We start from the raw sequence: 14,024 nt of genomic DNA, 5'->3' as shown, positions 1-14,024 counted from the left end.
TTAATAAAATAATGGAGCGGAATAACAATAATATGTGATTCCGCTCCATTATCCTATGAAATATTTAATGATGTTTTTTATCTTGGTTTAATGCCCCGTTCTTCATCGGTTCCTGGTATTATGTTATCGCAAATAGCGGCCAGTATTCCCGCAACAGCCATAGGAGTATTCATAATTGCCCAGATAGTGCCGCCAAGAGTATCACCAAGTCCACTTTTAAAAAGAAGTTCTTGTTCTGCAACCCAACCGGGAAGTCCAAGTGCCATCAGGAAGGAAAAACCAACGATTAGAATGTTTCTCTGGCTTCCCATGTCTGCTCTCATGAGGTTTTGTATCCCAAGTGCGCCTATGGTGCCGAAAAGGGTGATATATGCTCCACCGATAATCGGAGATGGCATTGTGGCAATGAGAGCTCCAAGTTTTCCAATTAAAGATAAAATAATGAGGATAACAGCACCAGCCCTTACAACATGTCGGCTTGCAACCCCTGTTATTCCAATAAGCCCGATGTTTTCAGTGTATGAAGTGGTGCCCACAGCGCCAAACACGCCGCAAAGAGCACATGTAGCACCCTCTGCACCAAGCCCTCTGTTTATTTGATCTGGAGTGGGATCTTCTATGCCGGCGGCAAAAGCACAGTTATGATAGTCCCCTATAGATTCAATCATGCAGCAGAAAAATCCGGCAGAGATGGCACCAATTGCCAATCCAGAGAATTTAGGCACGCCCCAAGGCATAAATATGTTGAGTCGAAGCCAAGGTGCTTCAATGACCCCTTTGAGATTTATGAAAGCAGCATGATCTGGTGAAAAAACACCGGCCAAAGAAAGAAGCAAGCATAGAATATATGCGATTGTTATGGAACCGAGTACAGCGAAGATATTGAAATACTTATTTTTGCTGACAATGCTAAAGAAAAAAACAAGAAGCACAACTAGCAAAGAAATTGGCCAGTAGTTGGCGGCATTGGACTGAATCGCTACAGGAGCAAGAGTAAAGCCTATAGCCATGATAGTAGGTCCAATGACTATGGGGGTAATAAATTTTGTTATACGTCCCACTATTTTACTATAGCCCAGAAGAGCTAGCACGAGCCCTCCAACTATTAGAGCGCCTCCGATATATTGCATTACCACGTCTGGCCCCATCGCTTTATATGCTCCTATTATTGTCATAATAGGAGGAATAAAACTGAAGCTAGAGCCTTGGACTATAGGCAATCCTGAGCCAAGCTTAGGATGTGTCTGTATTAGAGTTGCTATTCCCATAGCGAAATAAACACAACCGATAAAAGCTCCAATTTGCTGTGTCGTCATACCCATAGCAGGGCCAAAAATAAGAGGGACAAGAGTTGTCGCTCCAAATAGAGTAAGTACATGTTGAGCACCTGCAAGGATAAGGATAGGAGTTGTCGGACGATCGTTGATACCGTAAACAAGTTTTTTTCTAGCCATAATACACCTCCGAAAAATTTTAAAAGATTTGCAACCGATTGCAGAAAATAAGCCCTGAATATATTATATATATTCAGGGCTTATAAATCCATAGTTACTCTATTTTATTGTGTTGATATTACTTATTTGAAGTACCTTGATTGGCTACAGCTTGTTGCGCGGCAGCAATTGCTTCTTCATCCCCAAGAAAATAGTGTTTGATAGGTTTTAGGTTTTCATCTAACTCATATACGAGAGGAATCCCTGTAGGGATGTTTAACTCCAAGATGTCTTTATCAGAGATGTTGTCAAGATATTTAATAAGAGCGCGAAGGCTATTTCCGTGAGCCGCTATTATTATTTTTTTCCCTAATTTTATTTCTGGGGCAATCTCGCTGCTCCAGTATGGAATTACTCTTTTTACCGTGTCAGCGAGACATTCTCCCAGTGGAAGCTCTTCGTCTTTTAGGTCTTTGTATCGAGGTTCGGTTCCAGGGAAACGCTCATCTGATTTGCTTAGAAGTGGAGGAGGAACGTCATAACTTCTTCTCCAAATTTTAACTTGCTCATCGCCGTACTGTTCTGCGGTTTCGCTTTTATCGAGTCCCTGTAATTTACCGTAGTGTCGTTCATTTAGCATAGGTGTTTTCTCAATAGGAATCCACATTAAATCCATTTCCTCAAGCAATCCCCACAGAGTTTTTATAGCTCTTTTTAGTACAGAAGTATAGGCTTTATCAAAATAATAACCTTTATTTTTCAGGAGTTCTCCTGCAGCTCTTGCTTCTTGAACACCTCTCTCCGACAAAGGAACATCTGTCCAACCTGTAAATCGGTTTTCCTTGTTCCATTTACTTTCGCCATGTCGAATAAGAACTAATTTAAACATTAAAATTCCTCCTAAATAATAATTATAAGGTTAAGAATTGTCTTCTTGAATCTTTACATAGTCTTCGTTTTTTAGATTGCTTCCTCCGAAGATGATAACTTTTTCTCCCTTGTTAAGTCCCTTTATTATCTCAACCTCTCCATTTTGTTTAATTCCTATTTCTACAGGGCGAAGGAGGGCTTTATTTTCTACAACAGTTAAAACATAAAAACCACTTTCTCTTTCGCGAAGGGCTACATCAGGTATGACGATGCAGTCTTTCTTTTCTTTTTCTATTATCGAGGCCTGTCCGAACATGCCGGGGCGGAGAATCATTCCTGTATCTCTATTATTTAAAGCTATTTCTACATTGCTTGTACGGGTATCCGGAGCCACATAGTTATCAATTCTGGTTACCGTGCCGTTAAACTCTTTTTCGGGAAGGGCATCAAATCTTAGAGTAACGGGCATATTTTCTTTAACGACAAAGATTTTTGATTCTGGAATCTTAAGAGTTGCTTTTAATTGTGTAAGATCTGCTATATCAAAAATAGGTGTATTTGGAGAAATCATTGCTCCGGGAGCGAGAGAATAATCATCGAGAACTGTTCCGTCAAGAGGAGATTTGATTATATAATCTCCCCTTGCTGAACGAACTCTATTTAGTTCAGAAGCGAGCTGACGCTGTTTTGCAATAGCGGCATTGTAGTTTGCTTTTGTGCTTGAGTACGTTGTTTCAATAGAGTCATACTGCTGTTGTGTGCTAAATCCCTCAGCAATTAACCTTTTATAACGTTCGAGATTAGTTTTGGCATTCATCATTTCAGCTTTTGCACGCTCTGTTTCAGCAATAGAAGAAGCAACACTTGCCACTGCTGCTTCAATCTGGGAGTCTTGCTGAGTATGCTCTAAAGTTGCAATCACCTGTTCTTTTCTGACGGGGTCACCCTTTTTTACATGCAACTTTTCGAGTCTTCCAGTAACACGAGGGATTAATTTAACTCTGTTTATAGCCTCTAAGGACATATTTTGGACAATACTTAATTGTATTGTCCTATCGGTAGAAACAGTTTCTACTTTTACATAAGCAGGTTGTTCTTTTTTATTATTGGTTTTAAACAGAGAAAGAATCTTCTCCCGCCTGCTATACAGCCCTACAAACACCAGGAAAAAGATAGATAGAAGGATAATTATCCTAAAACTTCTCCCCGTTTTATTCTTTTCTTTTGTAGATGTTTCGTTTACTAATCTTGTCGTTTTATTCATTTGAAGTTTTTCTCTCCACTCCATCTAACAATCGTCCCCTCTGTTACTTTTAGAGCCACAATTGTCATAAGATGATTATATTGTGCATTAGCATAATTAAGTTTTGCAGAAGTTAAAGCTGTTTGTGCGGTTAATAGGTCAATTTGAGGAGTTACACCCTCTTCATATCCAACTTGCGCCAGTCTAAGAGATTCTTCGGCCAGTTCAAGCGCTTTCTCTGAAGCTTTGAGGCTGGAAGAAGCTGTAGTAATAGATGTCCAAGCTGTTTCTATCTCGGATTTAATATCTAATTCTTTTTGTTCCAAAGCTATTTTGTCTTGTTCAAGAGTTGCTTTAGCTGTAATTAAATTGCTTCTTGTAACAGATCGATCAAAAATGGGAATAGAAATGTTCAGCTGCGTTGTCCAGGTGTTGTCTGTTATGTTTCTTCTAGAGTTGGGGTGATTCCAGCCCCCTGAACCTGTCAGAGTCAGCTTTGGCATAAGTCCACTTTTCTCTATTAGCAGTTGATTGCCCTGAAGTTTTAGCTGTTCTTGAAGCTGCTTTAGATCGGACCTAAATTCTGTGGCATGTGACAAGGACTCGTCTCTATTACCCAAAACATTCTCTACTTCAAGAACTCCGATAATGGTTCTGCGCTCATTGGGTTCAATTCCCATAAAATTCATCAAAGAGATTTCGGCCGATTCATAGTTCCCCTTAGCTTTAATTAAATTCGCAGTATCGGTCGCGAGCTGCTGACCTGCTCTTATAACTTCCAATTTGGTTGAGAGTCCCAGCTTATTCATGTTTTGTGTCCTATTATAGTGTGCTTGTGATGTTTTTGTGGCCGATTCTTCCGCTTTTATATACTCTTTTTGTAAGAGAACATTATAAAAACGACCGAATAGTTCGCCCAAAGCACGGTTTTCCCCTGTGGCTATCATCATTTCTGCTATAGCTTTTTTCTGTGAGGATTGCCTGCGCATTGCGCTGTTTTTACCCCCTGAATAAAGCGTTTGTTCCATAATTCCTAGCGCTGATTTACTTTGGTTTAGTTCAGATCCATCCGAAACAAAAATACTTTCTTTTTGTTTGTTTATATTGCCAGAGGCAGTTAGTGACGGCAAAGAAGCGCCATCTGCCTTTAATTTAAAGGCAGTGGCCTTATTAATCTCCTGTTTTAAAGAACGTAGAGTAGCATTATTTTTTAAAGTAAGATCTATAGCTTCATAAATGTCCATCGGCGCATTAGTAGCGAATGCGGTTCGTGTAGCCAGTATAAGAACAAATATTAGAACTGCTTTTAGTCCTGTTCTCATGATTTCTCCTCCGAGCGCTTTATGTTCTTTTAATCTCTTTTTGCTGTTCTTTAAGCCTTAAGTATGCTCTATATTTGTTTATTCCGGCTTTTGTACTGCTTGCGAAATCGTCAAATATTAGATAAATGACAGGAATTACTAAAAGAGTAAGCAGTGTAGACGTAAACAATCCTCCTATGACTGCTATGGACATTGGCTGTCGCGTTTCTCCTCCGGGACTGAGTGCAAGAGCAACAGGCAGAGAACCTACCATGGTTGATATCGTAGTCATAAGAATAGCTCTAAGACGCAGTGGGCCTGCTTTCAACACAGCCTGTACTTTGTCCTCCCCCTGTTCTCTAAGTTGGTTTATGAAGTCGACAAGTATAATTGCGTTGTTTACAACAACTCCGACAAGAAGAATTATCCCCATTAAACTCATAACATTTAGCCTCAAACCGGTTAATGCGAGAAGGCCAAAAGAGCCTGCTGTCATTAGTGGCAGAGAAAACATTACGGTAAGAGGGTGTAAAAAGGATTCAAATTGGATGGCCATAACCATATAAACAAGCAGTATTGCAAATGACAGCGCAATCATCATATATCCAAAACTTTCTTTCATTTTTTCAGAATCGCCAGCAGGAGTCATACTGTATGTGCCGTCGTTTGGAGCGTATTTTTTAAAAGTCTCCTCCATTATCCTTATCCCTTCACCTGGAGGAATATTTTCAACATTAGCTTCAATTTTTAGTGAACGTTGCCTGTTGTATCTCTTTATAACATTGGGCGCCATTCCTATGGTTGGAGTGAAAAATCCTTCCGCTCGGATTATGCTTCCATCTTTTGTAGTTACGAGAGTGTTTAAAACTTTTGATGGGTTGTTGCGAGAAGACTCATCCGCTCTGATTCTTATATCGTAGCGATTCCCTCCCTCGCTAAAAGACCCATAGTTTTTACCTCCGAACCAAGCCAAAAGCTCATCGGATAGTTCGCGGATATTTATGTTCAGGTCATCTACAAGAGCTCTGTTAAGTTCAAGATTTATTCTTGGTTTATTCATTTGGAGGTCCGTTGTGATATCAACAAGACCACGTGCGTTTTCTTCAAGATCCTTTTTTATCAGTTCTCCTATATCTGCAAGGGCTTCACTGGTTGGTCCTTGTATTACCAAGGTTATGTCAGAAGCGCCCCATGAACCCATCTTTACATCGGCATCTTTGAAAGCGCTGAGTTCATTTCGGAACTGCCTCATAAGCAAGGAAGACTTAGGACGGTGAGCTCGATTTATAAGTTGAATGTTAATTGTTGAGCGATATATCTCCTGTCCGGCTCCGCTTCCTACAATCCCATAGGTGAAAAGGACATTTTTGTTTTTTTGCAATAGGTCAATCATTTCTTTGGTTGTGGCGGAAGTAACTTCTAAAGATGTGTCTGCAGGGAGTTCAACTATGGCACGAATTCGCCCTTGGTCCTCACTTGGGAAAAATTCTGTTCCCAATAGCGAAGCGAAAGCGATGCCTACCACGAAAAGGATCAATCCGGAAATAAGAACCGTTTTTTTGTGCGATATGGCGTATTTTAAAGATTTTGAATATTCTGCTTCAAGCCACAATAGAGGAAGTTCTAATTTTTTTTGTAATAGGGTTGTTTTTTTTCTTCCTAGTAATCTCGAACACAAAAAAGGAGTTAGAGTAAGAGAGACGATAAGGGAGATACTTATTGTGGTTGCAACTGTTATCCCAAATGAGTTAAAAAATCTACCCATCATGCCTCCCATAAATGCAACAGGGATAAAAACAGCAAGTGTTGTTGCAGCACCGGCTATTACAGAGAAAGCAACTTCATTCGTTCCATCCTCTGAAGCACGGAAAGCAGTTTTGTCCATATCACGATGTCGTGTAATATTTTCCATACACACGGTAGTTGCGTCCACAACCATCCCTACTGCCAGAGAAAGTCCCATCATAGACATGTTGTTTATTGTAACTCCCATGAAGTATAGTACTGACAAGCTGCCTAACAAACACACCGGGATTGTTATGACAGCTATTATAGTAGCTCTAATGGTTCTTAAGAAAACAAACATTATAATGGAGGTCAATATAATTGAGAATATAATATCCCAAAATACTCCATTCATTGAATCCATAATAAAAGTGGCATTATCTTGTGCGACAACGAGGCTGATTCCAGGAGGCGCTATTTTATTTAGTTCTTCTATACGTGCATTTACCAAACGAGATAGAAGAACTTCGTTGGCTCCTTTTTGCTTTCTTATCTGAACTATGATTGATGGGTTCCCCTCAAATTGAGCAATACTTCTACTATCTTCAAAGGCGTCTTCTACTCTCGCCACATCACGAAGGCGTATTACAGCACCATTTCTTACAGCAACGGGTAGATATTCAAGCTCTGGGACAGAAAGATACTCTCCTTGTAATCTAATGCCATATTCCTTTGTTCCTGTTTCGACACGTCCGGCAGGCAGTTCGACATGCTTGTTTTGAATCGCTTCTCCTACATGTTTTGCGGTTAGATTATATGACTCGAGGCTATCTGTATTTAACCAGACTCTAATTTGTCTTGTTTTAAATCCAGCAAGCTGTATGCTTCCTACCCCCTTGACTGTTTGTAAGCGTTCTTGAACAATTTTATCAACGAAATGAGAGAGTACTTTTGATGATGTTTGTCCGTCATTTTTGACGGCTATATTCATAATAGGTCTATCCGAAGGGTCGTACTTGTCTACTCGAGGGTCTTCACACTCATCGGGAAGTTGGTTTGTTGCCAGACTCACTTTTCCACGAACATCAGCGGCCGCGTTATCGATATCTCTGTCGAGGTCGAACTCTACAACTATAACGGAACGTCCTTCGTAGCTGCTTGAGCTTATATTTTTTATCCCTTCTATTGTATTTATACGAGATTCGAGGACATCGGTAACATCGTTGTCCATAATGGCTGGACTTGCCCCTTCTAGAGTTGTTCGAACCACAACAATGGGATATTCAATGTTTGGCATGCGTTCAACACCCATACCAAAGTAAGAGTAAGTTCCAAATATAATAAGAGCCATAGTGCAAATTAGGACTGTAACAGGCCTGCGTAAAGAGATGCTTGTAATTTTCATTAACTACGATCTTCCTCTGCTTAGTTATATGGCGTCACATAATTTAGGATATTATAACTGCTAATTATATATTTTTAGAATTTATTTATATTATTAAATTATGTAGAGTCAATAAAAGTTTGTTGTAATAGGATTGCATTGATGTGAATAACGATTTACTCTGTTATTAATAAAAAATATAGCATACAGTACATATATTAATGTAATCATAAGCTAGATATATTACTAATTTTACAGGATAAAAAAGCCCTCTGTACATTTGCACAGAGGGCTTATCTTTTTGGCTCCTCGACGAGGACTCGAACCTCGAACCTAGTGGTTAACAGCCACCCGCGCTGCCGATTGCGCCATCGAGGAATAACTGTTGGAATATCAACGGTGAACATTATAGCATTGATTTATATTTTGACAATACAAATTTTTATTTTAAATAAAGATTTTTGTGAATATAAGCGATAGTGTCACCTTTTCTCTTTTTATCATTTTACAATGAAAGAGAAAAAAACACAAAATAGAGTTTAATGGACTTGATTTATACTGATTATAATAATTACTGCGAATTTCTTATTTTTCTTCATTTGAAGATAGTTTTTCGGATTTATAAGAATGGAATCATATATAAATTTTGGGACTGAACTCAATGTTTACTAAAATAATTGTTCGTAAATAACTTTATTGCTTGACATAAATGGTGTGATAGGTAAAATGTCCTGAGATATACAGAATAAATGCAATGATGGGGAAGAAGTACGATCTCTAAAAGTTTTTCAGAGAGTTGTCGGCTGGTGCGAGACAATAAACTTGGTTATCTGAATACATCCCTTGAGCAGCACAGTGAAAGGTCTTGGCTGATTAAATTGTGCCGGGTTTGCCCGTAATAGCAAATGAGTCTAAGTCTATTAAGACAATGTACTCAGTAAGGACGTTGTCGTGAGGCACCGTCAAATTGAGGTGGTACCGCGGGTTGCTATACCCCGTCCTCTGTCACAGGGGGCGGGGTATTTTTGTATTTGACTCCTGAATACGAATTATTTGTGAGAGCAAGGGGGAATTGAGTATGTTAATTACTGAACTACTTGAAAAGAATGCACATGAATATTGTAATGATACAGCTCTAGTTGAAATAAATCCTGAAATAAAAGAGATTCGCCGTGTTACGTGGAAAGAGTACGAGCTTATTGAACCCTCCCCCACTCAGAGCTATCGTCGAGAAATAACTTGGGGTGCATTTGATGAAAAAGCTAACCGTTGTGCGAATTTGCTATTAAGCAGAGGAATAAAAAGGGGAGACAAGGTTGCCATTTTGATGATGAATAGCCTTGATTGGTTGCCGGTTTATTTTGGGATATTGAAAACAGGTGCCATAGCAGTGCCTCTTAATTTTAGATATACAGCTGAAGAAATATGTTATTGCGTTGAGCTTGCAGACGTTTCTGCAATATTTTTCGGCCCGGAGTTTATCGGACGTATGGAAGATTTAAGCGGGAATGTGCCTCATGTAAAACTGGTCTTTTATATAGGAGACAGCTGTCCAAGATTTGCCGAAAATTATCTTCATTTAGCGGCTAATCTTTCAAGCCATAGCCCGAGAGTTCCCCTCTGTGAAGATGATGAGGCGGCGATATATTTTTCTTCTGGGACTACAGGATTTCCGAAGGCGATTCTACATAGACACAAGAGCCTTATACATTCTGCCAAAGTTGAGCAGGCTCACCATGGACAGACAAAAAAAGACGTATTTCTCTGCATTCCTCCTCTTTATCATACCGGAGCGAAAATGCACTGGTTTGGTAGTCTTATTTCCGGAGGCAGTGCTGTTTTGCTTAAAGGGGTAAGCCCCATAAGCATTTTAGAAACGATCTCGCAGGAGAAATGCACGATAGTATGGCTTCTTGTTCCCTGGGCTCAAGACATACTTGATGCAATTGATGATGGAGAAGTTGATCTAAAAGAACTTACCCTGTCGCAGTGGCGTTTAATGCATATTGGTGCCCAACCGGTCCCATCAAGTTTGATAGCTCGTTGGAAAAAGATTTTTCCACATCATGAATATGATACTAACTACGGGTTGAGTGAGTCTATAGGACCGGGGTGTGTTCATCTTGGAGTTGACAACATCCACAAGGTTGGAGCCATCGGAGTTCCTGGCTTTGGCTGGAAGGTTAAGATCGTAGACGAAAAAGGAGAATCAGTAGAACAGGGCTCTGTGGGAGAACTGATCGTAAAAGGGCCGGGGCTGATGGAGTGTTATTACAAAGATGAAGAAGCCACAAAGAAAGCCTTAAAATCCGGATGGCTGTTTACAGGGGATATGGCAATGCAGGATGAAGATGGATTTATTTTTTTGGTTGACCGGAAGAAAGATGTAATAATAAGCGGCGGTGAAAATATTTACCCAGTACAGATAGAGGACTTCTTAAGAGGAAATGAGGCAATCAAGGACGTCGCGGTAATAGGGCTGCCTGATAAGAGACTGGGAGAAATTTCTGCGGCAATTATTGAGCTTAAACCAAATATGAAGTGCACGGAAGATGATATTAATGAATATTGCTTGAATTTGCCGAGATATAAGAGACCTCGTAAAATAATATTCGCTGATGTCCCCAGAAATCCGACAGGGAAAATTGAAAAGCCAAAGCTCAGAAAGATGTATTGTGCCGAGAACTTAGTTGCTCAGCAAACAGAGTCTTAAGATATCTAGCTTATATTTAGTTTAGACAATATAAATGAGAGAGCTCCAAGGGATGGTAGCCCTTGGAGCTCTCCTATTGATTAGGGATGTCATCTTAATGCTGCAATACATTCCATTTCTACCAAAACATCTTTTGGAAGGCGAGCTACTTCAATACAGGAGCGAGCAGGAGGATTTTGGTTAAAATACTTTGCGTATACATCGTTTACTCTGCTGAAATCGTTCATATCTTTAATAAAAACTGTAGTCTTGACCACATCAGAGAAATCCAACCCTTGTGACTCAAGTATGTTTTTTGTGTTCTTCATAACTTGTTCAACTTGGCAAGCTATACATCCGGGAACGACTTCCATTGTGTTTGGATCAAGGGGAATCTGTCCTGAAAGAAAAAGGAATCCTCCTATTTTTGTGGCTTGTGAATATGGACCTATAGCTGCTGGAGCCTTATCTGTGTTTACAATCTCTTTCATTTAAATTCTCCTTTCCATGCTGTGCATTAATTTTAAAAATATTGTCAGTTGTTAATTTATTTTACAATACTTTAGATAATTGTGCGTTGACGAAGATTATTGTTTATATGCTATTATCTCAATATACTTTATATGTTTAAAATTTTGTGTATTTAAGTGAGGGTTATAATTTTTGAATTGGAAAGTAAAGCTGTCTCTTAAGATAGCACATTTAATAAAACCGGGTTGGCGAGCGAACTTTATTGCTGCGCTCTTGATTTTCTTGATTAAACTGATAGGCCCTCGAAAAAAAGTGGCAAGGGAGAATATTAGGCTTGTTTTTCCGAATATATCAAAAGAAGAAGAGGAGAAAATTCTTTCTGAATCATATGAAAGTATGGTCTGGACTGGAATAGAGTTGTTGGCTTTGCATCGGGACCCTTCAAAGTTTGAAGATTGGATAGAATATGTTGGTGGTCTTGAGTATTTAAATGAAGCATTTGCCAAAGGAAAAGGTGCAATATGTGTTGCCACTCACATGGCGAACTGGGAATTTGCGAATATTTGGATGGGGAAACAGGGCGAGGCAGCCTCAATAGTTAGAGAATCTGACAGTTCTTTTCAAAAGGAACTCATAGCAGAACTCAGAAGCATCGGCAACGTGAAGTTGATAGATAAAAAAGAACCCATGACAAGAGCGCTTTCATATCTTAAAAAAAACGGAATATTGGGAATTGTGGCCGATCAACACGCAGGAGAAGAAGGGATAAAGGTTCCTTTTTTTGGTTACGAAACAGGGAGTGTTGTAGGCCCGGCAGTTTTCGCTTATTTGACAGGTGCGACTCTTTTGCCTTTTACTTTTTACCGAGTAGAGCCGTTCAAAATTAGAATATTTTTTGATTCTCCAATAATTTGGGAAAAAGGTACAAATCGAGATAGCACCATAAAGGAAATAACGACTCTAGTCAATAAAGCTATAGAGAAACAGATACTTTTAGCTCCGGGGCAGTGGCTCTGGCAGCACAGGCGTTTTAGAGAGATAACTGGAGATTGACCTTTACCTTTCACATAAAATTTAACTATAAGTATTTATATTGATTTTCATAGCACTTACTTAACCAGCAAACTTTAAGGAGTTTTAGACATGATGTTTCTTTATGCTTTCTTTGCATTTTTATTAGGTGCTTCATTGGGCTCATTCATCAATGTTGTGGCCTTACGTACAGTTGCAGAAAGAAAATGGTGGGGGACTGAACGTTCTACATGTGATAAATGTGGAAGAATTTTGTCTTTTTATGACTTGCTTCCGGTACTGTCTTATCTAATATTAAGAGGGAAGTGTAGGAGTTGCAATGCTCCAATTAGCTTGCGACATATTATATCGGAGCTTCTTATGGGATTTATCGCGGCGTTGCTCGTCTGTTATTTGGGCTTTTCACAATCACTAATTTTTTCCCTAGCAATGCTTCCATTTTTGTTATTCCATACCCTTACTGATATAGAAAGCGGATACATATATGATTTTTGGTGCTTCGCTATGGTGATTATTGGTCTGTCTTTGAGACTTTTGGGGGGCAGTGCCGGCGTTATAGACGGATTGTTGGGAATGACGCTTGGTTTTGGAATAATCCTTCTAATAATAATATGCAGTCGTGGTGGTATGGGATTTGGAGACTCGGTCTTAATGCTTGGCATAGGGGCTTTCTTGGGGTGGAAAATGACGCTTCTAGCTCTTTATCTGGGCTTTTTATCGGGAGGAGTATATATAACTCCTTTGTTATTAATGAAAAAAGTGTCTCGCAAGGATGCTATCCCAATGGGGCCTTTCTTGATGAGCGGAGCTCTTCTTGCTATTTTCTTTGGCAGATGTATCTCTTCGTATTTTAGATTTTCATTGCCTTGGCCATGGTATTAGATAAACAAAACAGTCACTCTTTTACATTATGAAACATGGTTTTTATTAAGAATTTTTAAAATAAGTCTTTGAACGGCAGTCTTTGGATTATATTCAGAAGGTATTATCCCGACACAACCCAGACACCCCTTTGAACATGTGCAAGAGGAGATAGAATCTAAAGAGAAGCTGAGAAGTTTATGTATTGTTTCATACATGCCATCGGCTATGCCTACTCCTCCCGGGATGTTGTCCGCCACAAATATTGCAGGTCGTTCCAGATTAGGGTCATTTTGCCTGCTAAGTACCAATATATCTTCCCTATCACACATCAAAAATAGAGGAATGATATTCTTGAGAAGCATTTTGAGTCCTTCCATCCCTATTTTTAATTCCATATCGTTTGCTGCTTCTGTAGGGATAGAAATCCATGTTGCAGTTGTTTGAAGTGTTTCGTCAGAAAGATCTATTTTCCCCCATCCGACAGTTTCGTGGGTTGTCAAATCGATTTTTTTATACATGTACGGTCTTGTTGAAATCGTGACTTCACCAAACCCGAAAAGATTTGATTGTTCTAGTATTTTGTTAATGTTAATATGTGTTGTGTATTTCGCTTCTGTATAGTAATTAAGAGAGAGAGGCCTAGCATTACATAACATATTTTTGGAGTCAAGCTTTTCGACCAAGTACGATTTCCCTTTATGAAAATACACGGCTTCGGGATGTACAGTAATAGGAGCCGTATGTTTGCTGATAGAGCCAATAGCCCGAAGTTTTTTTGGAGTACTTATATCATATATTGTATAAACCTTAGATGTTGTAGACCTTAAAGACAGCTTTCCTGCAGGGAAGCTGTCTTTAAATGAATAATACTTTGTAATTCCGTTTTCAGACATTTTATTAAGGATTTTGTTTTTTGCAAGATAATTAAGTATTTTCGTTATGTCCTTTTTACCAAATAGTTCGCCCTCTTGAAATGGTAATTCAAATGCCGAACAAACGATATGTTTTA

At 39.2% G+C, this 14,024-nt stretch carries 10 protein-coding genes, 1 tRNA gene and 1 other annotated feature; of the genes, 3 read left to right on the top strand and 8 right to left on the bottom strand.

What is annotated here, in order from left to right:
- Window positions 1-77: 77 nt before the first annotated feature.
- From GXZ13_05795 to GXZ13_05770, 6 genes are all read right to left on the bottom strand, one after another.
- The gene (locus GXZ13_05795) at window positions 78-1,454 is read right to left on the bottom strand and encodes a purine/pyrimidine permease (GenBank protein ID NLX75325.1); all 1,377 of its coding nucleotides are present in this window, start codon (window positions 1,452-1,454) and stop codon (window positions 78-80) included.
- A 118-nt stretch (window positions 1,455-1,572) separates the two neighbouring features.
- Window positions 1,573-2,322, bottom strand: coding sequence for a 2,3-diphosphoglycerate-dependent phosphoglycerate mutase (gene gpmA / locus GXZ13_05790; GenBank protein NLX75324.1), 750 nt, complete (start codon window positions 2,320-2,322; stop codon window positions 1,573-1,575).
- Between the two features lie 30 nt (window positions 2,323-2,352).
- On the bottom strand, window positions 2,353-3,591 hold the full coding sequence (locus tag GXZ13_05785) for an efflux RND transporter periplasmic adaptor subunit (protein NLX75323.1): 1,239 nt from the start codon (window positions 3,589-3,591) through the stop codon (window positions 2,353-2,355).
- Entirely contained in the window at window positions 3,564-4,868 is a 1,305-nt protein-coding gene (locus GXZ13_05780) for a TolC family protein (protein NLX75322.1), read from the bottom strand. The genes GXZ13_05785 and GXZ13_05780 overlap by 28 nt, the downstream gene beginning before the upstream one ends.
- A gap of 19 nt (window positions 4,869-4,887) precedes the next feature.
- Window positions 4,888-7,977 (bottom strand): efflux RND transporter permease subunit, encoded by a 3,090-nt coding sequence (locus GXZ13_05775; protein ID NLX75321.1) that lies wholly within the window; start codon window positions 7,975-7,977, stop codon window positions 4,888-4,890.
- A 281-nt stretch (window positions 7,978-8,258) separates the two neighbouring features.
- Window positions 8,259-8,334 (bottom strand) — tRNA-Asn (locus GXZ13_05770).
- 367 nt (window positions 8,335-8,701) lie between these two features.
- Window positions 8,702-8,962, top strand: a binding site (T-box leader).
- 72 nt (window positions 8,963-9,034) lie between these two features.
- Here GXZ13_05770 and GXZ13_05765 point away from each other — a divergent pair.
- Entirely contained in the window at window positions 9,035-10,669 is a 1,635-nt protein-coding gene (locus GXZ13_05765) for an acyl--CoA ligase (GenBank protein NLX75320.1), read from the top strand.
- Between the two features lie 89 nt (window positions 10,670-10,758).
- Here the strand turns inward: GXZ13_05765 and GXZ13_05760 are convergent, their stop codons facing one another.
- Complete coding sequence (locus GXZ13_05760; protein ID NLX75319.1) at window positions 10,759-11,139, bottom strand: RidA family protein; 381 nt, start codon at window positions 11,137-11,139, stop codon at window positions 10,759-10,761.
- Window positions 11,140-11,311: 172 nt separating this feature from the next.
- Here GXZ13_05760 and GXZ13_05755 point away from each other — a divergent pair, with 172 nt between their 5' ends.
- Window positions 11,312-12,172, top strand: a complete 861-nt coding sequence (locus GXZ13_05755) for a hypothetical protein (protein ID NLX75318.1) — start codon at window positions 11,312-11,314, stop codon at window positions 12,170-12,172.
- 90 nt (window positions 12,173-12,262) lie between these two features.
- A complete protein-coding gene (locus tag GXZ13_05750; protein NLX75317.1) occupies window positions 12,263-13,033 on the top strand; it encodes a prepilin peptidase in 771 nt (256 codons plus the stop codon).
- Window positions 13,034-13,059: 26 nt separating this feature from the next.
- On the opposite strand, the gene GXZ13_05745 is transcribed toward GXZ13_05750, so the two are convergent.
- Window positions 13,060-14,024: DUF1998 domain-containing protein (locus GXZ13_05745; protein NLX75316.1), on the bottom strand; the 965-nt coding region annotated here is incomplete at its 5' end.

The organism is Synergistaceae bacterium, from assembly GCA_012728235.1.
GTDB lineage: Bacteria > Synergistota > Synergistia > Synergistales > Synergistaceae > JAAYFL01.
This window is presented reverse-complemented; position numbering and strand designations above follow the sequence as displayed.

Bases quoted from the DNA above. Each gene is read 5' to 3' on its own strand.
- GXZ13_05795 (NLX75325.1), bottom strand. From the start codon at position 1,454: ATGGCTAGAAAAAAACTTGTTTACGGTATCAACGATCGTCCGACAACT.
- gpmA (NLX75324.1), bottom strand. From the start codon at position 2,322: ATGTTTAAATTAGTTCTTATTCGACATGGCGAAAGTAAATGGAACAAG.
- GXZ13_05785 (NLX75323.1), bottom strand. From the start codon at position 3,591: ATGGAGTGGAGAGAAAAACTTCAAATGAATAAAACGACAAGATTAGTA.
- GXZ13_05780 (NLX75322.1), bottom strand. From the start codon at position 4,868: ATGAGAACAGGACTAAAAGCAGTTCTAATATTTGTTCTTATACTGGCT.
- GXZ13_05775 (NLX75321.1), bottom strand. From the start codon at position 7,977: ATGAAAATTACAAGCATCTCTTTACGCAGGCCTGTTACAGTCCTAATT.
- GXZ13_05765 (NLX75320.1), top strand. From the start codon at position 9,035: ATGTTAATTACTGAACTACTTGAAAAGAATGCACATGAATATTGTAAT.
- GXZ13_05760 (NLX75319.1), bottom strand. From the start codon at position 11,139: ATGAAAGAGATTGTAAACACAGATAAGGCTCCAGCAGCTATAGGTCCA.
- GXZ13_05750 (NLX75317.1), top strand. From the start codon at position 12,263: ATGATGTTTCTTTATGCTTTCTTTGCATTTTTATTAGGTGCTTCATTG.